Annotated in this window: 25 protein-coding genes; 4 read left to right on the top strand and 21 right to left on the bottom strand. The window is 46.1% G+C overall.

Going from position 1 to position 23,956, the window contains the following annotated elements; translation table 11 throughout:
• Positions 1–55: 55 nt before the first annotated feature.
• Positions 56–541: a VanZ family protein gene (locus T487_RS0114645; RefSeq protein ID WP_074542617.1), complete on the top strand. Its 486-nt coding sequence runs from the start codon at positions 56–58 to the stop codon at positions 539–541.
• Positions 542–576: 35 nt separating this feature from the next.
• On the opposite strand, the gene T487_RS0114640 is transcribed toward T487_RS0114645, so the two are convergent.
• The 3 genes from T487_RS0114640 to T487_RS0114630 all read right to left on the bottom strand — a co-directional run bounded on the left by T487_RS0114640 (position 577) and on the right by T487_RS0114630 (position 3,978).
• A complete protein-coding gene (locus T487_RS0114640) occupies positions 577–1,284 on the bottom strand; it encodes a TVP38/TMEM64 family protein (RefSeq protein WP_031577881.1) in 708 nt (235 codons plus the stop codon).
• A gap of 110 nt (positions 1,285–1,394) precedes the next feature.
• Entirely contained in the window at positions 1,395–3,218 is a 1,824-nt protein-coding gene (locus tag T487_RS0114635) for a glycerophosphodiester phosphodiesterase family protein (protein WP_143004600.1), read from the bottom strand.
• A gap of 124 nt (positions 3,219–3,342) precedes the next feature.
• Positions 3,343–3,978 (bottom strand): DUF2179 domain-containing protein, encoded by a 636-nt coding sequence (locus T487_RS0114630; protein ID WP_074542616.1) that lies wholly within the window; start codon positions 3,976–3,978, stop codon positions 3,343–3,345.
• Positions 3,979–4,277: 299 nt separating this feature from the next.
• Here T487_RS0114630 and T487_RS0114625 point away from each other — a divergent pair, with 299 nt between their 5' ends.
• Positions 4,278–4,913, top strand: coding sequence for an aspartate/glutamate racemase family protein (locus tag T487_RS0114625; protein ID WP_031577877.1), 636 nt, complete (start codon positions 4,278–4,280; stop codon positions 4,911–4,913).
• Positions 4,914–4,981: 68 nt separating this feature from the next.
• Here the strand turns inward: T487_RS0114625 and T487_RS0114620 are convergent, their stop codons facing one another.
• Positions 4,982–5,410, bottom strand: coding sequence for a MarR family winged helix-turn-helix transcriptional regulator (locus T487_RS0114620; RefSeq protein WP_031577876.1), 429 nt, complete (start codon positions 5,408–5,410; stop codon positions 4,982–4,984).
• Positions 5,411–5,727: 317 nt separating this feature from the next.
• On the opposite strand from T487_RS0114620, the gene T487_RS0114615 reads away from it, so the two are divergent.
• Positions 5,728–6,003, top strand: coding sequence for a late competence development ComFB family protein (locus T487_RS0114615; RefSeq protein ID WP_162178268.1), 276 nt, complete (start codon positions 5,728–5,730; stop codon positions 6,001–6,003).
• A gap of 66 nt (positions 6,004–6,069) precedes the next feature.
• Here the strand turns inward: T487_RS0114615 and chrA are convergent, their stop codons facing one another.
• Complete coding sequence (gene chrA, locus T487_RS0114610) at positions 6,070–7,263, bottom strand: chromate efflux transporter (RefSeq protein ID WP_031577874.1); 1,194 nt, start codon at positions 7,261–7,263, stop codon at positions 6,070–6,072.
• 148 nt (positions 7,264–7,411) lie between these two features.
• Here chrA and T487_RS0114605 point away from each other — a divergent pair, with 148 nt between their 5' ends.
• Entirely contained in the window at positions 7,412–7,720 is a 309-nt protein-coding gene (locus tag T487_RS0114605; protein ID WP_031577873.1) for a PadR family transcriptional regulator, read from the top strand.
• Positions 7,721–7,773: 53 nt separating this feature from the next.
• Here T487_RS0114605 and T487_RS0114600 read toward each other — a convergent pair whose 3' ends face one another.
• The 16 genes from T487_RS0114600 to T487_RS0114520 all read right to left on the bottom strand — a co-directional run bounded on the left by T487_RS0114600 (position 7,774) and on the right by T487_RS0114520 (position 23,951).
• Positions 7,774–9,063: a methyl-accepting chemotaxis protein gene (locus T487_RS0114600; protein WP_031577872.1), complete on the bottom strand. Its 1,290-nt coding sequence runs from the start codon at positions 9,061–9,063 to the stop codon at positions 7,774–7,776.
• A gap of 154 nt (positions 9,064–9,217) precedes the next feature.
• The gene (locus tag T487_RS0114595) at positions 9,218–10,741 is read right to left on the bottom strand and encodes a diguanylate cyclase domain-containing protein (RefSeq protein WP_051651755.1); all 1,524 of its coding nucleotides are present in this window, start codon (positions 10,739–10,741) and stop codon (positions 9,218–9,220) included.
• A gap of 137 nt (positions 10,742–10,878) precedes the next feature.
• Positions 10,879–11,562 (bottom strand): GNAT family N-acetyltransferase, encoded by a 684-nt coding sequence (locus T487_RS0114590; protein ID WP_031577870.1) that lies wholly within the window; start codon positions 11,560–11,562, stop codon positions 10,879–10,881.
• Between the two features lie 103 nt (positions 11,563–11,665).
• Positions 11,666–11,842, bottom strand: coding sequence for a FeoB-associated Cys-rich membrane protein (locus tag T487_RS16330; RefSeq protein ID WP_081827671.1), 177 nt, complete (start codon positions 11,840–11,842; stop codon positions 11,666–11,668).
• Complete coding sequence (gene feoB, locus T487_RS0114580) at positions 11,843–13,843, bottom strand: ferrous iron transporter B (RefSeq protein ID WP_031577869.1); 2,001 nt, start codon at positions 13,841–13,843, stop codon at positions 11,843–11,845.
• A gap of 93 nt (positions 13,844–13,936) precedes the next feature.
• Positions 13,937–14,221, bottom strand: a complete 285-nt coding sequence (locus tag T487_RS0114575) for a FeoA family protein (RefSeq protein WP_242848072.1) — start codon at positions 14,219–14,221, stop codon at positions 13,937–13,939.
• 11 nt (positions 14,222–14,232) lie between these two features.
• Entirely contained in the window at positions 14,233–14,622 is a 390-nt protein-coding gene (locus T487_RS0114570; RefSeq protein WP_031577867.1) for a metal-dependent transcriptional regulator, read from the bottom strand.
• A 308-nt stretch (positions 14,623–14,930) separates the two neighbouring features.
• Positions 14,931–15,905 carry a sensor domain-containing diguanylate cyclase gene (locus T487_RS0114565; RefSeq protein ID WP_031577866.1) on the bottom strand — a complete coding sequence of 325 codons (975 nt, stop codon included), beginning with the start codon at positions 15,903–15,905 and terminating at the stop codon, positions 14,931–14,933.
• Positions 15,906–15,916: 11 nt separating this feature from the next.
• Complete coding sequence (locus tag T487_RS0114560; RefSeq protein WP_031577865.1) at positions 15,917–16,714, bottom strand: alpha/beta fold hydrolase; 798 nt, start codon at positions 16,712–16,714, stop codon at positions 15,917–15,919.
• Positions 16,715–16,755: 41 nt separating this feature from the next.
• A complete protein-coding gene (locus T487_RS0114555; protein ID WP_031577864.1) occupies positions 16,756–17,343 on the bottom strand; it encodes a hypothetical protein in 588 nt (195 codons plus the stop codon).
• The gene (locus T487_RS0114550; protein ID WP_031577863.1) at positions 17,344–18,216 is read right to left on the bottom strand and encodes a hypothetical protein; all 873 of its coding nucleotides are present in this window, start codon (positions 18,214–18,216) and stop codon (positions 17,344–17,346) included. It abuts the gene before it with no gap.
• Positions 18,217–18,226: 10 nt separating this feature from the next.
• On the bottom strand, positions 18,227–19,441 hold the full coding sequence (locus tag T487_RS0114545; protein WP_031577862.1) for an EAL and HDOD domain-containing protein: 1,215 nt from the start codon (positions 19,439–19,441) through the stop codon (positions 18,227–18,229).
• A 271-nt stretch (positions 19,442–19,712) separates the two neighbouring features.
• On the bottom strand, positions 19,713–21,068 hold the full coding sequence (locus T487_RS0114540) for a YjiH family protein (RefSeq protein ID WP_031577861.1): 1,356 nt from the start codon (positions 21,066–21,068) through the stop codon (positions 19,713–19,715).
• A gap of 301 nt (positions 21,069–21,369) precedes the next feature.
• The gene (locus tag T487_RS0114530; protein WP_031577859.1) at positions 21,370–21,822 is read right to left on the bottom strand and encodes a hypothetical protein; all 453 of its coding nucleotides are present in this window, start codon (positions 21,820–21,822) and stop codon (positions 21,370–21,372) included.
• Positions 21,823–21,934: 112 nt separating this feature from the next.
• Positions 21,935–22,765, bottom strand: a complete 831-nt coding sequence (gene eutJ, locus T487_RS0114525) for an ethanolamine utilization protein EutJ (RefSeq protein ID WP_031577858.1) — start codon at positions 22,763–22,765, stop codon at positions 21,935–21,937.
• A gap of 28 nt (positions 22,766–22,793) precedes the next feature.
• Complete coding sequence (locus T487_RS0114520; protein ID WP_031577857.1) at positions 22,794–23,951, bottom strand: 1-propanol dehydrogenase PduQ; 1,158 nt, start codon at positions 23,949–23,951, stop codon at positions 22,794–22,796.
• Positions 23,952–23,956 lie beyond the last annotated feature (5 nt).

Below are 23,956 nucleotides of genomic sequence, written 5' to 3'. Positions count from 1 at the left end.
CTATGCACTCCATGCCAAAATAGAGATACAAAAGACAGACAGAAAGGAACTCAGTATGAAACAGAAACTGCACTCTTATCGGAGTTTACCCGCCCTAAGCTGGATGGGTTTTATATTCTATTTATCTTCTCAGGATGGAAACGCCTCTGGAAATCTCAGTGGTGGTCTTTCCGATGTGCTCTATACGCTCCTTCAGTTCCTTCGGATCCCACTGCCAGAGGAAACCTTCCATTTTCTTCTGCGTAAAGGCGCACACTTCACAGCCTATCTCTTTTTAGGTCTTCTTTTTGCCTTCTGGCTGGAGGCAAGAACCTTGAAAGACTATGCTCTTTGCCTTTTCTACAGTTTTCTCTACGCCCTGACCGATGAGCTTCACCAGAGGTTTGTGCCTGGCAGAAGCGGAGAGCTAAGAGATGTATTCATTGACACATCAGGCGCTTTCACTGGACTGGTTTTCCTTTCTATTGTATCGAGAATCCGAGCCTTCTATTCAGAAACAGCGAAGAAAAAAGAAAAAAGCGGCAGCCATGAGGTGTTCTAGCCTCAAAGCTGCCGCTTTACGCATATATAAGGTTCTTACAACGGAAGTTCTTCCTTTTCCTCCGCTCTTGTGTTTTTTTTCATAATATAATAGATGCCCAAATAATAGAGGCCCTTCAATAGAAGACCGAAGACGGTCCCGGCTTTCTGCGCCATGAAATCCGATGCCATGGATACAAGAAACACCGTGATGCCCTGACCGATGGTCACCGTGATGAGGGTGGTGGTGATATAGTCCCAAAGAGTGACACTGCTGACCCCAAAAAGAAGATTTCCCACCTGAAAAGGCATAAAAGGCAGCGCCCGGACAAAGAGCGCATAACTGAACCCATGGTCTTTGATCTTTTCGTAGAGCTCTTCCAGTGGAATCTCCCGTTCTTTTCTCTGATAAAGCTTCTCCACCCATCGGGTGGCATCACTCTTGAATATCTTTGCCAGAGCATAGGACACTAGTGCGCTGAGAAGGCCCGATATGGTAATGAGAAGAATACCATCCAGTTCAAATAAAAGCCCCGCTGTGGCAGCCACAGTGGACACTGGAACAAAGAAAATGAGAAGCACCGTGGCAACGCCTACAAAAACCAGCTTCACAAACCTCGTGTCTCCCATTACATGAAGATCTGTAAGGAGGCCCTCGGCATCAAAGATATTGAAATTTTTCAGAAGATAGGCAAAAAGCACAAAAAATGTGACCAGTACCGCTGTCTTCAAAAATCGTCCTTGGGGTTTCTCTTGCATCTTCATCAGACCCTTTCCTAAGCGTTTATTGATTCTTGTATTCTAGCATATTTTGACGCTTCTGTACTGAATTTTCTGTTTTCCAAAACAGTCTTCAAAAACACTGTTCTCAAGCGTTACGGCAGAATTTCCTCTTCCTCTTCCATGGCACTGGTGGAGAGCCCCAGCACTTCTGAGGTCATGGCCACGTCTTTCGTGATGATCCCGTCCACATCGTAGGAAAGCACATTCTTCAGATCCTCCTCTGTCTCGATGACCCATACAAACACACCACGACCAGCCTCGTGGGCTCTTCTGATTAAATTCTTCGTCAGCATGCTGCTTCTTACGGTGTAGAAGTCCACCGAAAGCCCCTCCAGTCTACCCAGGGCCGCATACATGATCTGTCCTAGCTGAATTTCTTCATCCATGGCCCGGATGGCTCTTAAAAAGTCATACTGAAAAGACTGAATGTAGGTGTGTTCCTTCATCTCCAGCTCCTCCAGAATCTCCAGGATCTCTTTGGCGGTCTCCTCTTCCTCTTCTTCCACTTTCACATCCAGAAGAACGCCTCCTCTTCCCTTCACCAGAAGAAGCGCTTCTTTTAAAGTGGGTATCCTCTCTCCGGAAAACTCTAAAGAGAAGCTTTTCCCCACATCAAAAGCCCTCAGCTCCTCATATGTATAGAAAGAAACCGGTTCGGGAACACCTGCCATGCGAATCAGGGAGGTGTCATGATGAAGAACCAGCACCCCATCCTTCGTTCTTTGGACATCCATCTCCACCATGGTGGCTCCATGAAAAAGTGCAGACTCAATGGCGCTTAAGGTATTTTCCGGAGCTCTCACCGCATCGCCCCGGTGGGCTGCGATTTCTAGAGAACGGCCACTGTACAAAAGAGCTTCATTGATCTGGCTGTTGATGAAAAAGGTCCCTAAGAATCCTAGAAGGAGAAATCCTATGAAGCTATAACTTCTGCGAAGGGATTTCTCATAGAGCCTCCTCTCTTTGTCCATGAGCCAGCGCCACTTCACGGTTTTGATTGGGGGCATCTTCTCCAGATTTTCCCTTTCTTTCCCCTTGAAATAGAGCCTTGTCAGGTAATGCATATTCACTGGAAAGAGAAGGAGAAAGTAGAGAAAGAATGCAGATGCGGCCAGAGTGATGAAATATTCCCGGACTCTTCTGGAAAGGACGATGTTTAGCAGTTCCGGAAGCTGACTCAGTCCATACAAAACAAGAAAGAAACCGCCAAGCAGCACTCCATTCAGCATCAGTACAGAGAAAACGAGGCCCACCTTTTTTCCCCTTGTCATTTCAGCACTGATTCTTAAAGCTTTCCGTAAGGGTCTCCTTACTAAAAACACCTCATGGAAAGAAAAAATCCATCGGATAAGGAGATAAAACACCCCTAGAAGAAGAAAGAGGTACAGCAAAAAACCGAACCGGACTTCCTGAAGATTTGTAAGAAGCAGCGGCGGCATTTCAAAAAAACGCTGAAGAAACGGACTGAGCTGCAGCTCAAGAAGCGGCAGGAGAAGAAGAAGAAATGCAAAGAGATACAAAAAGCCAAAGGAAAGAAGCCTTGGCAGGGCCTTTATCGAGGTTAGCACCGCTTCCGTCACAGTGACTTCAATCTCTTTAATCTTCTGATGAGACAGAATCAGCTGGGTCCCAAAAATCACCAGGAGATTCAGAATGACGACGACAAACAGCAACGCTACAAGCAGAAGCCCTCTGGTAGTTAGAAGAATCTGAAACACATCCAGATTGAGGAGTACGCCACCTTCTGCAGACAAAAGAAACCTGTTCAGAAGATAGGAAAAAAACGGCACAAGAAGAAGTCCGGAAACCATAAAATACAATAGACCGGAGTATACATATAGTTTGTGACTTCTTTTCAGATCTTTGAGGCTCTCCCAAAACGCTTTCATGGCTTCCGCTTCCTTTCCAAATCCCATTTCTGTTTCTATCCCTTTTTCTATCTCTGTTTCTGTTTCTGTTTCTAGAGTAACGCAAAATAAACGCACTTCCTAGAGGAAGAAGAAAAAAAGAGCATCTCATGATTTGAGACACTCCACTTCTTTACTCTTCCAGATTCTCTTCTGACTTCACCAGTTCTTTCACTTCCAGCACAATCTTCTCTTTTTCCTTTTTCAGCCAGGAAGTTCTGCTCCCCACAGGGGACTTGGCAAAGAATTTTCCGGATTCCTTTTTCATCATCTGCTCCATGAAGCCGCCTCTGAATCTGGTGGGTTCATAGGAAAGCACAAAAGCATTGGGCTCATATTCGTTGATGAGGGAAAACACTTCCCCTTCCCGGCTCCTTTTGGTCAGGATATCCAACCTGTATCTGGCTCCATCCCGGCCTTCCCCGCTGAAGATGGTCACGCCAAAACCTGCTTCTCTCAGTGCTCCCACAAAGCTGTCGTTCCGGTCCTTGATATTCACTAGAAAAGAGGTATAGCCAATGGCAATCTTGTTCTCGATCTGAATCCCCACAATGAGTCCCAGAGAAAACCCTACGGCATAGACCACCATCTGAAGAATACTCTGCTCTCCAGTAAAGACAATGGCCAGTCCAAAGACATAAATAACGCTCTCCAAAAAACCGAAAACTGCGGTCAGAAGACTCAGTTTCCTCACCATACAAATGGTCCTCAAAGCCAGCATCGGCACATAGGCCAGCTGCAGAACGAGCAGCAGAATCAGATCTTTCATATCAACACTTCCCTCCAAATCTCTAAAAAAATACTGTATCATGAGACGTTTGATTTATCAAATATTCCATGGAAAATTAAAAAGTTCCTCCCTCTTCCTCAGCGCCTTCTTCTTCGCTGCTTTTATCTTCTACAATAGATGAAAACCATTCGAAAGATTAGACCCCATCATAAAAATACAGAAAAAAATCTGTGGAAAATGAAATATATGTTTTTGAAAACAGATGAACCTATCCGGTGGACAAATATGAAAAGTCCTGTAAAATAGAACTATTAGACTGACATAAGAGAGGTGCTTACATGATTGCAGTCATCGCAGGTACGCCCACAGATACCCAAATGGGCGTGGACCTTCTACAAAAATACGGAAAAGCAGCCAAAGGCTACTTTGTCTCAAAGACACCCCAGGAACAGAGTCTTCTCCAAGTGGTTTATCCGGAAAAACTCGAGCACCTGGCCAGGCAGGTCATGACTACGGCAAAGGAACAAGGCGCTGAAGTTCTTTATGTCTACTGCAACTCTCTGGCGGCGGCTGTAGATCTGAAAAAACTTGCAAAAGAACTGTCTATGCTGTTAATCACGCCACTGATGGTCTATGAGAAGATGGGCGCACATTACCAAGCCCTTGGTGTCATTGCCGCAAACAACCAGAGTACCCATGGCATCGAGCGGGCAATTCAGACAGAAAACCCTTCCGTCCACGTCATCGGCACAGGTATGCTGAAACTGGTGGATGCTGTGGAGGAAGGAGCTGCACCAGATGAGATCATTCTACGGTACCAGCTTTCGTCTCTTCTCCACTTTTATAAAAATGCCGGATGCGAGGCTGTGATCCTTGGATGCACCCATTTCTCGTATTTCTATGACGCCCTACGCGAAATAAGTTCTCTACCTGTCATTGACCCAGGCTATGAGATGATGAGGATGCTGCCCTAACTGCATCGTGTCTTCAGCCTTCTCCTTCTATTATGGAAGAAATGGAAAGACCTGACTTTTTAGAAAAGTCAGGTCTCTAAATTTACAAGCATCTGCTGAAGAAGGGATCTCACTTCATTCACCTTCAGCTCTTCGATTCCACGGGTGAGGGTCTCTTCAATCTCTTTTTGGAGTGCAGCGGCTTTTAAGGATTTCGACTTATATTCCGGCTCCAATGAGACCAGCTTCATTCTTTTATCCAACGTGTCTGTTTCACATCGGATATATCCTTTGAGTTCCAGCCTCTTTAAAATACCAGCAATGGTGGCATGGGACACCTGGAAATATTCCTCCAGATCTTTCTGGGCTACCTTCTCCCCAGACCTTTCATAAAGAAAAGAGAGGATCCTCCCTTGGGTCAGGGTCATATCAAAATGTTTGAGCCTTTTGTTGGCTCTGCTCTCTATGGCATCCCCCACGAGCTTCAGTAAAAAATACAAGTCTTCCTTGTGCTCCATTTATCACACCAAGGAGAACAGCCTTTCCATTCAATGCCGCACGTATGAAAAGCGTCCACCCAAATCCCTTTCAATCAGTATCATCACTCCATACTATCGACTTCAATTATCTTTTGTTAAGTGCTCTTTCAGAAATACTCAAGAATTATCTATTTATTTCTTCCTATGAACAAGTTTTTGTTGTGATATCTCTAATAAAATGATATGTTATGGATAGCGATAAACTCCTATAGATTCAAAGCACACTTCACGAAAAGAATGGCTCTGTGCGCTGACGCATAACTGTGAAAGGAAGGATTCAAATGCTGAAAAACCATATGGAAGTTTTAGTGGAAAGCCATCTGAAAGGACTTCTGGAACACCATGAGCATATTGCTGCCTGTGGCTGCTGTCAGCTGGATGTTCAGGCCATTGCGCTGAACAATCTGAAACCCTATTACACACGAACAGGAAAAGGTCTCCTTTTCACCAAGATGAAGGAGCTGGATCACCAGTTTCAGTCCGACATCACCCAAGCGCTCGTAAGAGCCATCCAGCTGGTGGAGAAGAATCCCAAGCACGAGGAAAATGTTCCTTGCATCCCCGAAGACTGATCTTGTCATGAACTGCTGAAAAGGACAGAGCACTGAGCTCTGTCCTTTTCATTCGTATGAGTACCATTAAGTCAGGAATCCCAGGAGAATGACTCCAAGAACAATCAGAGGTGCTGGTATTTTCTTCCACAAAAGAAGGAGCAGCGTTCCGCCCATGACAAGGAAATTATCGAGAGTAAATCCGCTTTTCATCATGAGAAGCACTGCCGCTGTTAAAATGAGACCGCCCGCCACCGCTGTGACGCCTCTTAAGGAGATCTTGATTCCTCGAATGCTCTTCAGCTTTTCCCATACCGGAATGACAAAAAAGATGAGCAGCAGTCCAGGAAGAAAGATGCCCACGGCACCAAGAAGGCCCCCCATCACTTGGAAAAGAGCACTGCCGCCTCGGGCAGCCATGCCTCCAGCATAGGCGCTGAAACTGAACATGGGTCCAGGAAGGCCCTGCACCAGGCCAAATCCTGTGAGAAACTCCTGACTGGTCATATAGCTCTTCAATTCCACCAGTTCACTGTACATAAGAGGCACCACCACCTGTCCTCCACCGATGACCAGATACCCGTACCGGTAAAAGCTTTCAAAAATATCCAGAAGCACATGGTCAAATAAGGCGCTGAAAAGCAGAGCGCCTCCGGCAAACACAAAAAAGGCGATGAGGTACTTCCAAGGAGGACTGAGTTTTACCCGGTTCCAGACATCTTTCTCTTTTGAAGTCGCCACACTGAGAACCCCGCCTAAAATCAGCACCGTTGGATAAATAAAGGGCTCTCTCACAAGATAGGTGGCCACGGCACCAAAAATGAGAAGTGTCACGGTAAAAGAGTCCTTGGCCACTTTTCGCCCAATCTTGTAGGCGGCCATGACAATGAATGCCACAGCCATGGGGCCGATATACCGGAACCCCTCTTCAGATAGGGAAAAAGCCCCTAAAATCTGACTGAGAAAAGACAGGGCAATCATGAGCATCACCACTGGCACAGACCAGACCAGCATGGTGAGAAGGGCAAGTTTAGGTCCACCCATTTTATGGCCGATGGCCACGATGGTCTGGGTGCTGCTGGGACCAGGAAGAATACCAGTGAGCGCAATGAGCTCCACCAGTTCCTCCTCCGTAATATAATGTTTTTTATTGATCATCTGATCCGTGAAGACTCCATAATGGGCTTCAGGACCTCCATAGGCACCTAGAGAGCAGAGAAACACATCCCATAGAAAGGTCCGGTAGGATACTTTTTCTTTTTTATTTATCAGTTCACTCATGGATTTCCCTCCAATTTTCACTTCAATTTAACAAAACTTCACTTGACAGCCGAAAAACTCTTGAACCCTACAGCCAAAAGTGATATGATGAATTCAATATTCGATATCGGGTTTCGTTATTGATAATTATAAACAAAGGAGGACCAGAATGCAACAAAAAATCATGAGAAAATATCTGCTGGGATTCATGCAGATCCATATCCTGCATCACGCCAAAGAAGAACCCATCTACGGCACTTGGATGATGGAGGAGCTTCATCACCACGGGTATGACATCAGTCCAGGCACGCTGTACCCCCTTCTTCATTCCATGGAAAAGTCTGGTCTGCTCCTCATGGAAGAACGGAATGTGGAGGGTAAGATCAGGAAGTATTACACAAGCACCCCCCTTGGAGAATCGGTACTGGAAGAAGCCAGAAAAAAAGCTTACGAGCTGTTTAAAGAGATTAAGGACTAAAAAACGTTTTAGCCACCGGAACCATTCCGGAGCCAAAACGTTTTTTTTATCTCTTATTTTCCTTTTCTTTTTAAATTCTCCAAGCACTCTACCACTTTGAGAGAGTTGGCTTCTATGGCAGGCAGAATCGCAATGGCCTCTTCCACTTGACCACGGTTATACAGGGAGATGACTTTTCCAGCCTGGCTGTGGAGCTCTTTATGGGGCCCTTCCATTTTCTTAAAAAGAGCACTGAAGGAAGAGTTAGAAAGATTCTGGGTGCCAAGCCACTTGCCAAGTCTGCAGGTGGTATGGTCTCCTACAGATGCTTCATCCAGCTTCACATAGCCAAGAATCATATTATATACCTTCCACTTCCAGAGAAGATGGTCTGTGATGGTGAGATCCAGCATCACAGACCTGTCCGCATTGCCTTCAAAAGACAGTGCTTTCATCCTCAGCGCATCAATCCTCACAGAAATGTCATAGAAGGACTGTCCGGTATGATGCGTTTTGTCCTTCAGTACCGCAGCCTTCTCATGAACTTCCAGAATATTGGCAGTGATCTCCTCTGCCGTTGCTGTCTGCTCTTCCACATTGGCAGATATGGACATGAAGCTGGCACCAATGCTTTCCATGATGCCTCCGATCTGAAAAATTCCGTCTGTTGCTGCATCAATAGAAGACTTTGCTCCTTGAAAGTTTCCCACTACCCGATCTATCTCGGAAGACGCTTCCTGTATTTTTCCATTGAGGCTCTCTACGATGCCTCTGATGATGTCCACCTGCTCTTTTGTGCTTTGCGCAAGTTTTTTGATCTCGTCCGCCACCACAGCGAAACCTCTGCCGTTCTCCCCCGCTCTGGCCGCTTCAATGGAGGCATTGAGGGAAAGAAGATTCGTCTGGTCTGCCACGGACTTGATGACACTGACCAGCTCATTGATCTTCACCGTTTCCTTCGTCACCTCTACCATGATGCTTTTCACTCCATGGATTTCTTCCATGTTCTTTTCAATGCTTGTAAAAGTATTTTCCACCCGTCTCAACGCTATGTCGGTCTCTTCCATGGCCTTTTTCATGTTGGTGCTGGATATTTCCACATAATTGGAAATATCTTCCGTGGCTGCGCTCATTTCCTCACTGCTGGCAGACACATTGCCTAAGAGGTCCGCCTGACGCTCCGCATCCAGGATCATTTCCCGGACATAATCGAGCCTGGTCATATACTGAAGAAGATCATTGACTTCTTTCAGCATCTCTGAGATGCATCTGGTACTTTCATCGGATTCTTTACTCAGTATTTCTGTCACAGATTCTGAAGGAATTGAAACAGATTCTTTTTCTTTTTTCTTTTTTCCAAACATTTACGCTCTCCTCTTCTTTGGTTTTCTTCCATTCATAAACTTCTAACCTTATCAGTTACTATCGGTGAAATGCTACGTCTTTTAAGCTCTTGTGGCTGATTCCGAGAAATAAAAAAATCCGATGCTTCTGACACCGGACTTCCTTTATCTTATGCTAGAGAACAGACACTTGGTTCCGCCCAAGATTTTTGGACTCATAGAGGGCAAGATCCGCTCTTTTCAAGGCATCTTCATAGCTGCCGTCCATGGCTCTGAACATGGTGAATCCCATGGACAACGTCACTTTCAGCGGCTTTCCTGCAGACTCAATGTGGAGCTTCTCCACTTCTACGCTGATCTTCTCCCCAAACTCTCTCAGATACTCTTCTTTCATGCCTGGAAAGACCCCAACAAACTCATCTCCGCCCCAGCGGATGAGATGATCTGTATTTCGGATCATGTGATGGATGGCCATGGTGACCTTCTTCAGCACCTCATCCCCCACATCATGACCGTATGTATCATTGATGTTCTTGAACCGGTCAATATCCACCATCATCACCGCGGTGCTTCCCGGAGACCTCTTATGCTCCTGAAAGAGCTTCTCCAGATTCTTCGTCCCCCTTCTTCTGGTTTCCGCACCCGTGAGCACATCCCGGCTCACCTCATTCAAAAGAGTCCTCTGATTCTCTATCATCCTGGCTTTCCCAAGAACCTGTATGAAAAAGAGCCCACTGAGAAGGATCACAAGAAGGATCGCGAGGATTTGAAAAGCACTCTCACTGGTGAGGCCTTCAATGTCTCCAGTGACTTTTTCGGTATAGGCATGCACTTCATCCACATGGACGCCCATGGCGATGATCCAGTCAAAGTCCGGATAAAGCTTCGCATAGGTGATCTTTTCAGCAATATCATCAGAATTCAGCTTCTTGAAGTAGTAACTGAAAAAATGCTCCCCGTTTTCTTTCACGCCTTGAAGCTCCTCTTCATAGGGCCGATTGCCCGCGAGATCCTCCGCATGGGTGGAAAGATAGGTCCCTTCCGTTTCAGGAAGATTCGGGTGGACTCTGCGGATGGCATACCGGTCTCCACCCTCGTAGTTTAACACCTCATTGACCCAGATGTAAGAATCGTTGGAGAATCTGCGGTTTCGGATGGAGGCCGCCACTTCTTCCTTCACCTGATTCTCCACATAGGTTTTGCTCACCCCAAAGATTCCTCTGAGACTGCCTTTTCTGACTTCTCCTTTGCTTAGGAGCGTCTCTTCCAGCTCCTTTACCACTTGAATGGGTGTGTCCCCTTTTAAGTGATCTGAGGCATAGAGAAGCTCGTTTGTATCCTCGTTGATGAGAACCGCTGTCCAAAGATCCTGATTCTGGTCTCCCCGAAATCTCGTTTCATAAAAGGCAGCAAACTCCTCCTCAGAAACATAATACTCTTCGACAAATCGTCTTTGCCTTGCATCAGTGTTCAGCTGATAGGCCGCTTCTTTCTCTTCTCTGAGGCTGTCGATCTCCATGATGAGGTTATTCACCGTATCACTGAGAAAGTCTTTTTTCAGCATCAGGATCACTTTCTCCGTTTCTCCCAGATAGATTTCTTTCGTTTTCTCGTGGGAATATAAATGAACAAACATCACAGACGCAGCAATGACCATGGAAGCCAACACCATGATGAGCGGATACTTATTTTTCAACATCACAACACCCTTTAATTCTTTTGTTACTTCTCTCTTCCAAATATTATCAGTTTATCCTAAGGTTCCATCGTTTACAAGAAAAATACGCCTTTGAATTTTCGTAGAGAACAGAATTCTACCAGATTAAAAAGTGCCTTCTAGAAAGGGAGCTCATCTTCCTCATAAGAATCAGAAAGATGCACTTTTTCGTCTCTCTTTCTTTCGAAGGATTCCCCTTCCTCCTCTATGAGCCCATCCTCATAAGCCTCTTCCCAGGTGATGCCGAAGGAAGCGCCTCCACTGGTGTATCCCATGATCATATAGTGGAAGTCATCGGATCCGAAGAGTTCTTCTTCATAAAGTTCCCCTCCATGCACTTGCCTGGTTTTTCTTTTTTTCCTTCTCTGTTTTCTCTCTGTTTTATCCTGAAGAAGATACGTGGTGGGTTCTTCCGGCCGCCTTACATAATAAGCACCTACTTCAAGAATCAAACCCATCTGTGACGCAAAGGATACATGCGAAGAGCTCACCTCTATCCTGTCGCAGCTGAGGCGCTCAAAGAGGCAATAAAGCAGGCTTTTCCCGATGCCCTTTCTCCGGTATAGAGGCTTCACATACACGTCTCTCACCAAAGGCTCAAAGGGCAGATCCTCCAGCCCCCTTACAATTCCGACGAGGTCTTCCTCCTCATACGCCACATAGGTGACAGACTTGTTCAGGGATTGTCTCAGCTTTTCTTTTGTGCTTTTCTTTCTCAGGTCCCCCTTGATAAGCTCCTCGGTTATAAATAGCCCCAGGAGCTTCTTAAAGTCCCTGCTATCCGCATACTTTCTGATCACCATATCCCTTCTCCTTTGAAAACACAAATTTCCTTTATTTTCTCACAACTGAGGAAAAAAAAACACTTCTCTTCCTTTTATTAAGGGAGAAGTGGTTTTACTTTACTTATAAAATAATCATCTTGCTTTTGGATGAGGTATTGCTGTCACAGCTTTCAGAAGCGCAGGATTTTGCGTGCGCGCATCCAGAGCACTTAATGCCGTTCTTCTTATCTTTATATACTTTAAATCCAGCCAAAAACACAATGGTCAGGATGATGCCCAGTACGATAAAATCTCCCATTTAAGCCAGCTCCTTTACAGGTTCTTCTAAAGATCCTTCTTTTTTCCGAAACATCAGATAGACGATGTAGGAAACTATGGCAAGCACGGCCAGGAGTCCTACAAGGAACCCTTCACCAAAGGATCCCGTGGTGAGAAGTGTTCCAATCTGGTACACCAGAAATGCCAAGGTATACCCCATACTCAGCTGGAAGGAAACACCGGCCAGAAGCCATTTCTTACTCTCCATCTCCGCATTCATGGCGCCGATGGCAGCGAAACAAGGTGGCGTGAAAAGATTAAACACAAGATACGCCAGAGCGCTGACGGTGGTGAGTCCCATGATGGACGCCACATCGTTGGCCCCAGAGACCAAAACCAGCTCTTCTGTATTGATGAAATTGGTGATGCCGTATACCACTGCCAGGGTGCCTACCACATTCTCTTTGGCAATGAAGCCCGTGATGGCGGCAGCAGCCAGCTGCCATGCACCAAATCCCAGTGGAATCAGTAGGAAGGCAAAGGGCTTTGCGATGGAAGCCAGGATACTGGTGCTTGCCATTCCCTCTTCCACCATCTGGAAATTCCAGTTGAAAGTCTGCATGATGTGGATGGCAGCATTACAAAGAAGAATGATGGTGGCCGCTCTGATGACAAAGGCTTTTCCCTGATTCATCATGGAGATCAGCGCTCTCTTAATGCTGGGGAGTCTGTATTCCGGCAGCTCCATGATAAAGTAAGAAGTATTTTGGCTTTCACCAGTGATCTTCTTGATGATGAGTGCGCCTAAGACGATGATAATAATCGCCACAAAATACATGGAGGTACCCACCCATCCGGCATTTTTAAAGAAAACTCCGGAAAAAAGCGCTATGACAGGCAGCTTCGCGCCACAGGGCATAAAGGGAGTAAGCATTGCTGTGGTTCTTCTCTGACGTTCATCTTTGATGGTTCGGGTAGCCATGATGCCCGGGATGGCGCATCCGGTTCCGATGACCATGGGGATGATGGATTTTCCAGAAAGACCCACTTTTTTCAGATAGCGGTCCATGACCACTGCCACTCTGGAAAGATATCCGCAGTCATCGAGAATTGCCAAAAGGAAGAAGAGCACCATGATCAGTGGCAAAAACCCTACCACTGCGCCAACACCGCCGATGATGCCGTCCAGAAGCAGCGCGCTGAGAAGAGGAGAAACACTGTCTCCCAGAATACCTTCCACGGCGCCATAGAGCTGATCCATCCATCCGGTGAAGATGTCTGCAAGAAATGGACCAACGGTGCTCTGGGACAGATGAAACACCAGAAACATCACCAACGCAAAGACAGGAATACCCAGATACTTATGGGCGACAATGCGGTCAATGCGGTCTGAAAGGTTTTCTTTCTCACTTTCTACTTTTCTGATTTCCACTTCATGAACCAAAGACTCCACCAGCTGGAAACGCAGTTTTTCTTTTTCCTCATAGTGGTCTTCGGGAATTTTTGTGAACTCTTCTACGTGTTCAAAAGGAGCCTTCTGATCTTTCCCTTTTAAAGAAGCGCAGGCTTTTAGAAGCTCCTTCAGTCCTTCTTTACGGATGGAGGCTGTTTCAATGACCACACAGTGCAGTTTCTCTGAAAGCTTCTTCGTATCAATGGAAATCCCTTTTCTTCTTAAAAGATCTCTCTTGTTCAGCGCTATGACAACAGGAATCCCAAGCTCCAGAAGCTGCGTGGTGAAGAGAAGGCTTCGGCTGATGTTGGTGGCATCGATGATGTTGATGATGGCATCCAGATTGTCATTCTTCACAAAGGAAGACGTGATGCTTTCCTCTGAAGTGAACGGAGAAATGGAGTACGCTCCTGGAAGATCCACCACCCGAAGCGTCTCCTCGCCCTGGTAGAGTTCTTTCTTTACATTTCCTTCTTTTTTCGCCACGGTGACCCCTGGCCAATTGCCCACATGTTCAACCTGACCCGTGATGGCATTAAATAAAGTGGTTTTTCCACTGTTTGGATTTCCCGCTAGTGCTATTCTCATGATTTCCTCCCGATGTATCTCTAGAATACGATTCCAATTGTTAGCCTAGGCTAACAATTATACTGAAAATTTCTGGCGACAGAAGCGATTTTTTTAGATTAAAATCGCTCTGGCCAGTTCCTTGTCAATGCTATATCTTGCACCCTTGACATGTATGATGTAATTGTCAGACAGAATGGAGATGACGGTGATTTCTTCTCCTTCATAACAGCCCAGTGTGAAAAGAAAATCCTTCATGCCCTGATCCTTTGTATGAACCCCTAGGATCCGATAAGACTCATTTCTTTTGGCAAAGGTGAGGTTGTTCTCCTGAAAAGCCTGTTCCTTTCCGGCGGTTGTCTTGCGGCTGAACAATTTATGTACAAAAGCCATTTCCATTTCCATTCCTCCTAGTTCTTACTGACTTGGTGCTTCTCTTCCTGCAGGTACACCTTGATTGACCGCAGCATCTCTTCTGATATAACATGCTCCATCCTGCAGGCATTTTTGACTGCTTCATCGTGGGAAAGTCCTAGGGATCTCTCAAGATAGGAGACAATCATGGCTCTCTTCTTCACCACTTCTGTGGCAACTGCAATGCCTTCCGGTGTCAAAGTAATATTTCCATAGAGCTCTTTGTGGATATATCCTTCTTTCATTAAATGATTCATGGCTTTGGTGACACTGGGCTTTGTGACTTCGAGCTCTTCTGCTACGTCCACTACCCGCACATGTCCCAGTTCTTTCTCTAAAATCATGATGGTAGCCAAATACATTTCTGACGATTCTGTTAGATGCATCTTCTCCCATCCTTTGTTTGTTATTGTGTTCCAAAAGTTTACCTTAGCTAACAATAATAATGTACACTTTTGTCATAATTATGTCAATAAGTGGTCACGGGTGTATTTTTCAAAGCATAGTGGACTAGTTGGAATTATTCTTTTAACAGAACTCTTTTTTGCTGAACTTTTAAAAATTATGAAATTCTTTAACAGTATTCATGATTTGCTTTGTAATATTTATGAAATCAATTTTAAAATAGCGGTTATAATGTGATAATCATTATTCATTGGATGCAATTTAAAACTCTGGAGTTTCCCCCAGAGTCCTACTGATTTTGTTTCATATCGAGAAAGTGCACCACACAGTCTCTTCCTCTTCTTTTCGCCTCATATAAGGCCACATCTGCCTTCACAATGAGCTTGTCAGCGTCTTCCCCTTCTGTCCTGGTGGATACCCCGAAGCTTGCTGTGATCTTCAGCCCGCCATAGGTTCTTCCCGCCATGGCAGAGCGGAAGGCTTCCATTTGAATGATGGCCTCTTCTTTCGATAAGGACTTCAGAAGAAGAATGAATTCTTCTCCACCAAATCGCGCCACCACATGAGTATCGCCAAAGAACGATGTCAGGTGCTCCGAGAAAGAGCACAGCACCACATCTCCTTTGTGGTGTCCATGTTGATCATTGACCGCCTTAAAGAAATCCAGATCCATTATACAGGCTGATAACATCAGTGGTTTCATCTGAGCGCTCTGGAGCGTCAGATGAATCTCCTCCATGAAAGCCCGGCGGTTCAGGATCCCTGTGAGAGGATCCTGCCTGGAGACCACCTGAAGGGTTCTGTACATTTCTTCCAGCTCTTCCTGTTTTTTCAAAAGCTCTTCATGAAGAAGTATCTTTTCTTCCAGTGCGGTTTCCAGCTTTTTGTTGATGGTCTTAATTTCTTTCAGATACTCCTGCCTGGTTTCCATGGGAAGAATGATGCAGTCTATGACGGCTTCATCCTCCAGATAGAATCTCTTGGCATTGAACATCACGGGCACCGTTTGTCCATCCTTCTTCCGAAGGCTGAGATAGATTTCCTGACAGAGCCCTTCCATCTGGATCTTCGGATAAAGGATAGAATAATAATAAAACTGGGCACTGGTGCCAAGGAGCAGTTCAAACTCCCGGCCCCGCAGTTCTTCCTCTTTTTCATACCCCAGAAGAGCTAAGAGGGACTGGTTCAAAGACAGTATTTCAGATTTGCTGTTCAGTGTTAAAATGCCGCAAACCGCTTGATTCCATCGTTGTTTCGTTTCCATTCAAACCTCTCTTACAAATACTTCAGTATGGCTTCTGCAGTTTCCTCCGGATGGCTGATATGAGGATAGTGTCCTCTGGCCGAAAGAAGATGAAGCGTGCTGCCCGCAATCTGCCGGTGCATGTACTCCGCTACTTCCATGGGCACAAAGCTGTCTTTGGCACACTGGAGAATGATGATCTCACAAGGCACATCCAGAAGTTCCTCCCGGTGGTCCAGAAGAAGCGTGACTTTCAAAAAATGATAGGTGTACTTTGGATGGGACGCTTTAAAGTTCTCTTCCACATAAGCGGTATGCTCTGGCCCTTCTGATTCCGGCAGTGCTGCCCTTGAAATATAGCTTGCCCATCCTAGGAAGTTCTCTTCCATAAGATCCAGCACCTGGTAGATTTCTTCTTCTGTAAATCCGCCAAAATAATCGGGGATGTCATTTTTGTACCGTGGAGAGGCTCCAATCATGAATACTTTCTTCACCCGGCCTTCTGCGGCCTTTGAAAGAAGAAGCCCAATGAGTCCTCCCACAGAATGTCCCACGATGGTGACGTTCTTATAGTCGAATGCCTTCAGAATTTCCAAAAGATCTTCTACATATCCATGCAGTGTGGCATATTTTTTCACATCATATCCCGTGTAATCCGAATCGCCGCATCCGGCCAAATCCAGAAACACCAGTTTATAGTCCTTTTTGAAGGAGTCTTTGATCCACTGCCAGGTCTTCTGGTTCGATGCGAATCCATGGAGAAACAAGAGGATGTCTTCCCCCTCTCCCTCTTCTTGTATAGCAAATCGGTTTTTCAGTTTCTCTCTCATATGATCTCCTTTCTTTTGTATACTTCCTTGTTGTTTCATCTTTAGTTGGTATCGGCAGATTCAGATCCCGTACTGTGTTCTTCCAGACTTCTCCCATCCTCTTCTCTACGCAGCTGTGCAAAAATGCTCGTAAGATAGAGTCTCACGAGTATGGAAAAGAGAAGCACAAAGGCCATGATGGATGTGAGATACAAAACGGAAAATACAAAGTACAGACCTGCCTGAACCGCCAGCAGGACAGTTACTCTTCTCTGAAGGCGAAGTTTTTGTTCTCTCTCTTCCTTGTCTCCATTCATTTCCAGGGAAAGAGCATAGCCTCCCAGAACATGATAGAAGAAAAGCAGCTCCAAAACGCCGAATAGAAGGGGGCCAAATGAGGAGAATGGCGCAAAAACAGACCCTCCCATGAAAAAGAACAGGCTCTCCACCAGGCTGAGCACACCTAATACCCCAGCGATGTGCTTTCCCTTCTGAAAGAGTATGAAACCATACCGGTCAAAAAGCATGGCGCTGGCACTTGCCATGAGAAAGTACCCTACAAAGTTCGGCAGGATCTGAAAAGGCCCCAGATTGATATGAAACGTGAGGATCAGGATCCCCCAGAAGATTTTACGATAAGCTTCACCCATCTAGATCTCCCCCCTTTTTATCAGATAGCGTATGAGGTCTATAGCTTCTAAGTTCAGCAGTCTTTCATAGACCATCTCCAGGCGGAAGAATTTTTCTTCCAAGGTGGTGTCCTTGTATCGGAATCTTGGGGAAAAACGGAAACTGGCATACCTTTCAGAACCAGATATTCCCAGACCTTCAGCAGTGAAGTGCACTACTTCTCCTGTGTTTATCCGAAGATCCATATCTTCTGCCAGTTCTGCCCCATTGACACTGAGATGAAAACTACTCTTTGCTTCCTCCAGAAGAAGCGAGGATGCGCCAAGAATCTGCACCTCTCTATTGGTTCTGCCTTCACGACTTTGCTCCCGGTCGCTGCTGCTGGAACTGCTGAATATGCCAACAGGATCCTCTTCACTCTCCTCTGCTGGAAAAAGAACCAGTTTACCAAGGTCTGTTTCCAGCACGCTGTCATCATTGAAGTGAAGTTTTACTTTTGTAAGAAGCTCTTCGTCCTCCAGTGCGGATTCCAGAAAGAGATTGAATTCATAGGTGGTCCTTCGATAGGGTCCAATGCCTTCCCCCATCTCTTCTGTACCGTCAAAGCTCCAGAATCCGGAGTTCCATGGTTCTATGAGCTCTGCCTGAACCTCTTCTTTTTCCGGAAAGCTGAGATAGAGAAGTTTTCTCTGGTCCTGTCGGTTCTGGAGAAGATCCAGGGTGAAGTACTGGCCTTTTATGCCCTGGTCCTGCGGAAACAGAGGCAGTTCTGTGTACTGGTGAAAAACCACTGGCCGGTCCAGCTGAAGCTTCATTGCCATGATACTGAAGATCACAACAAGAAGGCCAAGGACCGTCAATGAACCAACCAGCACATTCCTGCTTTTTCGCATAACACCCTCCTCAATCATATAAAAGCTCCATGACTTCCTTTGCCCACCGCACCGCCTTCATGTAATATCCATACACATCTTCCTCACTTACGTTCAATACCGTGGCCAGAAGATCCAGTTTCTGCCAATCCCCTCTTTCTTGAGATTCGATGATCTCTCGGATCACAGAAAGCTCTCCTTGGGAATGAATGAGCGCCTCGGAAATCCTAGGGGATAGATTTACCCCTCTTAGCGCCTCCTCCATATCCATATCCAGGAGTGCATCCAGTGTGCTGAAAAGCCCCATCATGGACGCCTCGTGTCTGGCATTTTTCAGGTGGGTGGCTACGGCAATCTCCTCTGCCAGTTTTGACCGGATGAGAGATACATAGACAAGCTCCTTGGGCTTTTCTGACCCCAGGTCCTGAATCATGAGGATTCTGATCCAACGGTCCAGTTCTTTCAGCCCCATGTAGCTCAAGGCTTTTTTAATCGAATACACCAGATCACCTTGGGATTTTTCCCGGATGACCCGAAGGAGTTTATAAGAAAGAGCCACATCCTTCTCGATGATTTCAGCCAGCACCTGAAAAGAGGGTTCTTCTTTTCGAAGTTCTTTGAATATCCGCAAATACTGATTCCGGGTGCTGGTTCTCACTGCATTATTGTTTCCTACAATGGTGGGTCTGGAAAAGAAAAAACCTTGAAAAAGTTTGAACCCCATGGACTTGGCCAGAAGAAACTCCGCTTCTGTCTCCACTTTTTCTGCCAGTAGAATCTTGCCTTCAGAAAGAGCGTCCCGGACGCTTTCCCGAATGGTCTCCAAGGGTGTCCGGATGAGATCAAATTTAATGATTTTCGCATAGTCATTCAGTGGATACCCTTTGTAGTCGTCCTGAAAATCATCCAGGGCAATCTCATACCCGGCCTTCTTCAGCTCCCGCATCCTGTTTTTGACGGGTTCACTCACTTGTACTGTTTCTAGAATCTCAATGACAAGGGTATCCTTATGGATAAGTTCCACCACATCGGAAATGAGGAGCTCTTCATTGAAATTGATGAATGCTCTTTTATTGTCCACAATGGTGGAAAACCCCTCTTCCATAAGACCCGAAATCACACTGGCTGTAGCAGCGGAGGAAGAGAGCCCATCATAAGCCAGAGACTCTTTTTTCGCGCGGAAAAGAAGCTCATATCCGTACACATCCATATTTACTTTAAAAATCGGCTGTCTTGCAATATACATCGTATCCTTCACTCCGCCACAACAGGAAGCATACGGGTCATTGAAGCCGGTTCTCTTCCTGTATTATATTTATGCATCTCCAATTGATTTCATTATATCAGTAGCTCCATCCATTTACTATCTGATGTATTCTTTTCCGATACATTTTCACTTATTTTCATTGAAAAAGATCCTGGGGATGGACACAGAAAAACGCAGTTCCTTCTTCTTTAGGAACTGCGTTCTTGCTATCTACCATAAAACGGCATACGTGATTATTTACAAAGGGTTTCTAGAAAGAAAGGATCCCCAAGGCACCCAGGATCTGAGTGATCAGGATGAGGAGCGGTATGGATAAGAGGGTTCTAAAGAGGAACAGCTTCACCACGTCAAGGAAGCTCATACCAATCTTCGTCTTTACTAGTATCATACCGGTCTCAGACATAAATACCAGCTGTGTGAAGGCCAGAACACCAATGAAGAATCTGGACGCTTCGGAGGCGGATCCGCTGATGAAAAGAGCGGGCAGATACATATCTGCAAATCCTGCAACGGAGGCTGGTGCCATGGAGGCTGCCACATCCTTGGTATAGCCGATGAACTGGTAGAAATATAAAAATGGAACACTGATGATGTCAAAAAATGCAGTGTATTCCGCGATGATCAGAGAAAGAGTTCCAATGGCCATGATGGTAGGGAGAAATCCCACATAGATGTTCAGAATATTCTTCAGCGCTTCTGTAATCACCTTGAAGATCTTTGCAGAATCTGCCTGCTCCAGAGCTTCTTTATATGCATGGGCAAGGATGCTGGATCCTTGTGGCACTTCTTCTTTTTTGGGTTCAATCCCGCCATAATACGTGGGTTCGAACTTCTTCAGTGGCATTCTGGACATGATGAAGGCCAGAACCACCGTGATGAGCGCAATGGATCCATAGAATATTGGGAATATACTGCTGAATCCCAGTTCTTCTGCCACTGCAGAAGCAAAGGCAATACCCACAATGGAAAAACTGCTGGCGATGATATAAGCCTCTCTCTTGTTGTAGTATCCTCTTTGGTACTGCTGATCTGTCAGCACGATGCCGATGGTTCCATCTCCAACAAAAGAAGCGATGGCATCCACGGTGGAATAACCTGGCACACGGAAGACTTTCTCCATGACAGGCCCCAGTAGCACTCCCAGAAACTCCACAATACCAAAATGTGTCAACAGTGGCAGTGCGAGGATCCCGACAAAAAAGGTGATATAGAGTGTTGTGAGAAGTCCGCCCTCTCCCGCCATGAGGCCCCCTGTGTTGGGGTCCAGGATCATGTTTCCGATGGCAGTTCCTTCAAACCAGCCGTTCAGAACCATGAGGTAGAGAAAAGATCCGGCAACTCTCAATAAAACATTGAAAGGACTCGCTTTAAAGATTTCATTCCATTTTTCATTCTTGGACGTATAGAATATAAAGAGTGCTGTCATAAGCAGCACAAACCAGGCAAAGGCCTGTGTGAACATCATGAAAGGTTCCAGGAAATTTCCTGTCACAAAACTGACAATATGAGATATGAGGATCTTGTTTTCTCCTTGGATGGTAAATGGCATCAGGAAAAAAATAAATCCAAAGGTGGATAAAAAGATAAATTTCAACTTATTTTTCATGCATAGGCCTCCTTTTTGTGTAACGGTGCTTAGGATACCATATACAACCCTACAAAACAATGATATACATGCATAATTCTTCATTTGGATGTATAACTTTTACTTCATTAAGAGTTTATTGACAGAATGGCTCAAAGAACAAACATTTCTCAATCCGCTGTATAAACCCATGAATAATTCACCTAAAATAGCAATTATGCAGATTATCCTGGGATTTCCTGCAAAGTTATCCAGTATTAATACACCTGTCCAAGGGGAACTTACAATCACCACTCTAAATAGAGGTCCTGAAAATGCATAGTTACTCAGAAAGATCTCCGACCTCTTCCACCGGCGCAGCTTCATAAAAGTACTCCGCTTCTTTGAAATGATAAATCTCCATCTCCACTCTGAAAAACCCCTCCTGATAGCGGTACCCTGAAAACACACTGCGGTTATAGCCATAGCTTTCATCTACGATTTCAAAGCTGCTCTCTTCAAGATCCGCCGTAAACTCCTCAAAGGACCTCTCCTTGACAGCGTCTCCTTCATAATAGCGGATTCCTGAGAAGTCCCAGTCGATGCCGCCAAGGCGGACTTCTGCAGAGCCTGTGATGTCCCACTTCCCTTTCATTTCCGCTCTGATACCCTCTGGAAAGTATAGAACCAGTTCTCCGGATAGAGGCTTCTCTCCCCGTCTCATGGCAATCTTTTCGACGCGGGCATCGTGAAGACTGACGGGAAGCATAAGATTTGGCTTTCTATAGAAATTCATATGGATTGACCCTCCTTCTAAAAACACAGAAACCACAGAAATTTCCCTCTGACGGGAAGATGCTTCTTGTTTCATCCGTCCGTCAGAGGGAACCTTTTTTCTTTATTTCATTCTACCCCTCACCACTGCCCAGTGCAATGCCCAAAGGCGTCACCAGGAAGGGGTTTTGAGGCTTATGGACTGGAACGCAGAGGTAATCCTGGAAAATCTTCTCCATGCCCGTAAGACAGCAGGTGCCTCCTACGAGATAGATGTTCTCTATGGCATAGCCTGATATATGACGCTTCACGATACTGGCCATTTTCTCCAGCACCGGCCGCACCACAGGAAGGATTTCCTGGTGCCTGTCATTGTCTTTCTTCAGACTTTCTGCTTCCTCATATGGGATTTTATAATGGCCTGCCAGCACTAAGCTGAGGTGTACACCGCCCGTGGCTTCATCTGCCACGTATACCACTTTGCCTTCCTGCAGTACCGAGATTCCTGTGGTGCCGCCTCCGATGTCTACAATGGCTCCTGATCGGATGCCAAGAACCCCATTGGCGGCGGTGGGTTCATCCAGAATCTCCGTCACATCGAACCCTGCGCCTTCCACCACATATTTGTGACTTTTGCAGTCCGCTTCCTGGGTTCCAGGCGGCACGGCGATGGCCGCATGAAGAAGTTCTCTGCCGAGCCTTTCCTCCAGTTTGTCTTTGAGTCTTGCGACAATCTGACGTGCCCCCACAAAGTCCACCACAAGTCCGTCCCGGACCACCTGGGCATACTGCATTTCCACAGCCAGAGGCCTGTTCTTTTCTCCGAGAGCCACAAGAACAATATAAGCGGTGCCTAGATCCACACCCACTTTGATTTTCTCATTCTTTCCGGGAAGACTGGTGTTTCTCTCCACTTCCTCCAGTGCTCTGATTCTATTATTTGCAGCCTGCAGTTTTTCCGCCATTTCATCACCCTTTTATCTACTCAGCAGTTCAGATACCGTAGTAAGCTTCTAGATAAAGCCTCACGAGATCTTCCGGCTTTGGTTTTCTAGGATTGCTTGCCGTGGTGAAATCCGCCATGGCATTTTTCACCATACCTGGAATGCTCTTTATAAATTCTTCTTCGGAAACGCCCCATTCTTTGATACTTATTGGAATCCCCAGGAACGCCTTCAGCTGTTTCAGTTTTTCTTCCATCCCCTTTGCCTCACACAATGGAGATCTGCGGAAAACCATAGCGCTTCCTAAAGCGTCATACCGCTTGCCGGTCTCTTGACCATACACTTCCTCCTGCCGGTTGTACCGGATGATCTGAAGAAGCAGCATGGCATTGGCAAGACCATGGGGCAGTTTATGGGTTGCACCCAAAGCATGGGCCATGCCATGATTGAGTCCCAGTCCGCTGTTCTCAAATGCAAGCCCTGCGTAGAAGGACGCCAGGTGGACTTCCATCCGGGCCTCATCTTCACTGACCTTTTCATACATCTCGGGTAAAGACGCCGATGCAAGTTTCACAGCCTCCAGGCTGTACTGATCCGACATCAGATGATGCTCCCGGGACACATAGGCTTCTATGGCGTGGGTAAAGACATCCAGTCCTGCGTAGGCGATGACTTTCTGGGGCAGCGTGCTTGTGAAAACGGGATCCAGCACGGCCACATCAGGCAGCATCCTCGCATCTTTCAGCGGAATCTTCAGCCCGTTCTTCTCATCTGTAATCACCGAGTAGGAGGTCACTTCTGATCCCGTTCCGCTGGTGGTGGGGACTGCCACAAAATAAGGCTTTCGTATTTTTTCAGGTTTAATCACTTCTTCTTTCACTTTCAGGCAGAAGAACATGATGGCTTTCGCCGCGTCGATGACAGAGCCGCCGCCCACAGCGATGAGAAGATCCGGTTTGGTCACAAGGATATGCGAAAGCCCGCTGAGAATGGTCTGTAAAGACGGATCCGGCTCCACCTCATCAAAGATGCGGTAGGATACCCCAAGATCTTTCAGAATTCTCTCCAGTGGCTTGAGCATGCCCAGTGAAACCATGGATTTGTCTGTGACAATGCATGCTTTTTTAAAAGACAGGCCGTAAAGCTTCCGCAGGCTGTATTTCCCGTACCAGACTGTGGGGCCCATCTGAAATTCATACCTGCTCATACGCA

The sequence above is a fragment of the Proteiniclasticum ruminis DSM 24773 genome, from assembly GCF_000701905.1.
Taxonomy (GTDB): domain Bacteria; phylum Bacillota; class Clostridia; order Clostridiales; family Clostridiaceae; genus Proteiniclasticum; species Proteiniclasticum ruminis.
Note: the sequence above shows the minus strand (reverse complement) of the source record. Positions and strands in the feature narration are given on the sequence as shown.

Bases quoted from the DNA above. Each gene is read 5' to 3' on its own strand.
- T487_RS0114640 (WP_031577881.1), bottom strand. From the start codon at position 1,284: ATGAAGATGCAAGAGAAACCCCAAGGACGATTTTTGAAGACAGCGGTA.
- T487_RS0114615 (WP_162178268.1), top strand. From the start codon at position 5,728: ATGGAAGTTTTAGTGGAAAGCCATCTGAAAGGACTTCTGGAACACCAT.
- T487_RS0114645 (WP_074542617.1), top strand. From the start codon at position 56: ATGAAACAGAAACTGCACTCTTATCGGAGTTTACCCGCCCTAAGCTGG.
- T487_RS0114605 (WP_031577873.1), top strand. From the start codon at position 7,412: ATGCAACAAAAAATCATGAGAAAATATCTGCTGGGATTCATGCAGATC.
- T487_RS0114550 (WP_031577863.1), bottom strand. From the start codon at position 18,216: ATGCGAAAAAGCAGGAATGTGCTGGTTGGTTCATTGACGGTCCTTGGC.
- chrA (WP_031577874.1), bottom strand. From the start codon at position 7,263: ATGAGTGAACTGATAAATAAAAAAGAAAAAGTATCCTACCGGACCTTT.
- T487_RS0114520 (WP_031577857.1), bottom strand. From the start codon at position 23,951: ATGAGCAGGTATGAATTTCAGATGGGCCCCACAGTCTGGTACGGGAAA.
- T487_RS16330 (WP_081827671.1), bottom strand. From the start codon at position 11,842: ATGGGAGATTTTATCGTACTGGGCATCATCCTGACCATTGTGTTTTTG.
- T487_RS0114630 (WP_074542616.1), bottom strand. From the start codon at position 3,978: ATGAAAGATCTGATTCTGCTGCTCGTTCTGCAGCTGGCCTATGTGCCG.
- T487_RS0114565 (WP_031577866.1), bottom strand. From the start codon at position 15,905: ATGGAAACGAAACAACGATGGAATCAAGCGGTTTGCGGCATTTTAACA.
- eutJ (WP_031577858.1), bottom strand. From the start codon at position 22,765: ATGGCGGAAAAACTGCAGGCTGCAAATAATAGAATCAGAGCACTGGAG.
- T487_RS0114595 (WP_051651755.1), bottom strand. From the start codon at position 10,741: ATGTTGAAAAATAAGTATCCGCTCATCATGGTGTTGGCTTCCATGGTC.
- feoB (WP_031577869.1), bottom strand. From the start codon at position 13,843: ATGAGAATAGCACTAGCGGGAAATCCAAACAGTGGAAAAACCACTTTA.
- T487_RS0114635 (WP_143004600.1), bottom strand. From the start codon at position 3,218: ATGGGATTTGGAAAGGAAGCGGAAGCCATGAAAGCGTTTTGGGAGAGC.
- T487_RS0114545 (WP_031577862.1), bottom strand. From the start codon at position 19,441: ATGTATATTGCAAGACAGCCGATTTTTAAAGTAAATATGGATGTGTAC.
- T487_RS0114555 (WP_031577864.1), bottom strand. From the start codon at position 17,343: ATGGGTGAAGCTTATCGTAAAATCTTCTGGGGGATCCTGATCCTCACG.
- T487_RS0114540 (WP_031577861.1), bottom strand. From the start codon at position 21,068: ATGAAAAATAAGTTGAAATTTATCTTTTTATCCACCTTTGGATTTATT.
- T487_RS0114590 (WP_031577870.1), bottom strand. From the start codon at position 11,562: ATGGTGATCAGAAAGTATGCGGATAGCAGGGACTTTAAGAAGCTCCTG.
- T487_RS0114570 (WP_031577867.1), bottom strand. From the start codon at position 14,622: ATGCATCTAACAGAATCGTCAGAAATGTATTTGGCTACCATCATGATT.
- T487_RS0114625 (WP_031577877.1), top strand. From the start codon at position 4,278: ATGATTGCAGTCATCGCAGGTACGCCCACAGATACCCAAATGGGCGTG.
- T487_RS0114600 (WP_031577872.1), bottom strand. From the start codon at position 9,063: ATGTTTGGAAAAAAGAAAAAAGAAAAAGAATCTGTTTCAATTCCTTCA.
- T487_RS0114575 (WP_242848072.1), bottom strand. From the start codon at position 14,221: ATGGAAATGGCTTTTGTACATAAATTGTTCAGCCGCAAGACAACCGCC.
- T487_RS0114560 (WP_031577865.1), bottom strand. From the start codon at position 16,714: ATGAGAGAGAAACTGAAAAACCGATTTGCTATACAAGAAGAGGGAGAG.
- T487_RS0114620 (WP_031577876.1), bottom strand. From the start codon at position 5,410: ATGGAGCACAAGGAAGACTTGTATTTTTTACTGAAGCTCGTGGGGGAT.
- T487_RS0114530 (WP_031577859.1), bottom strand. From the start codon at position 21,822: ATGAATTTCTATAGAAAGCCAAATCTTATGCTTCCCGTCAGTCTTCAC.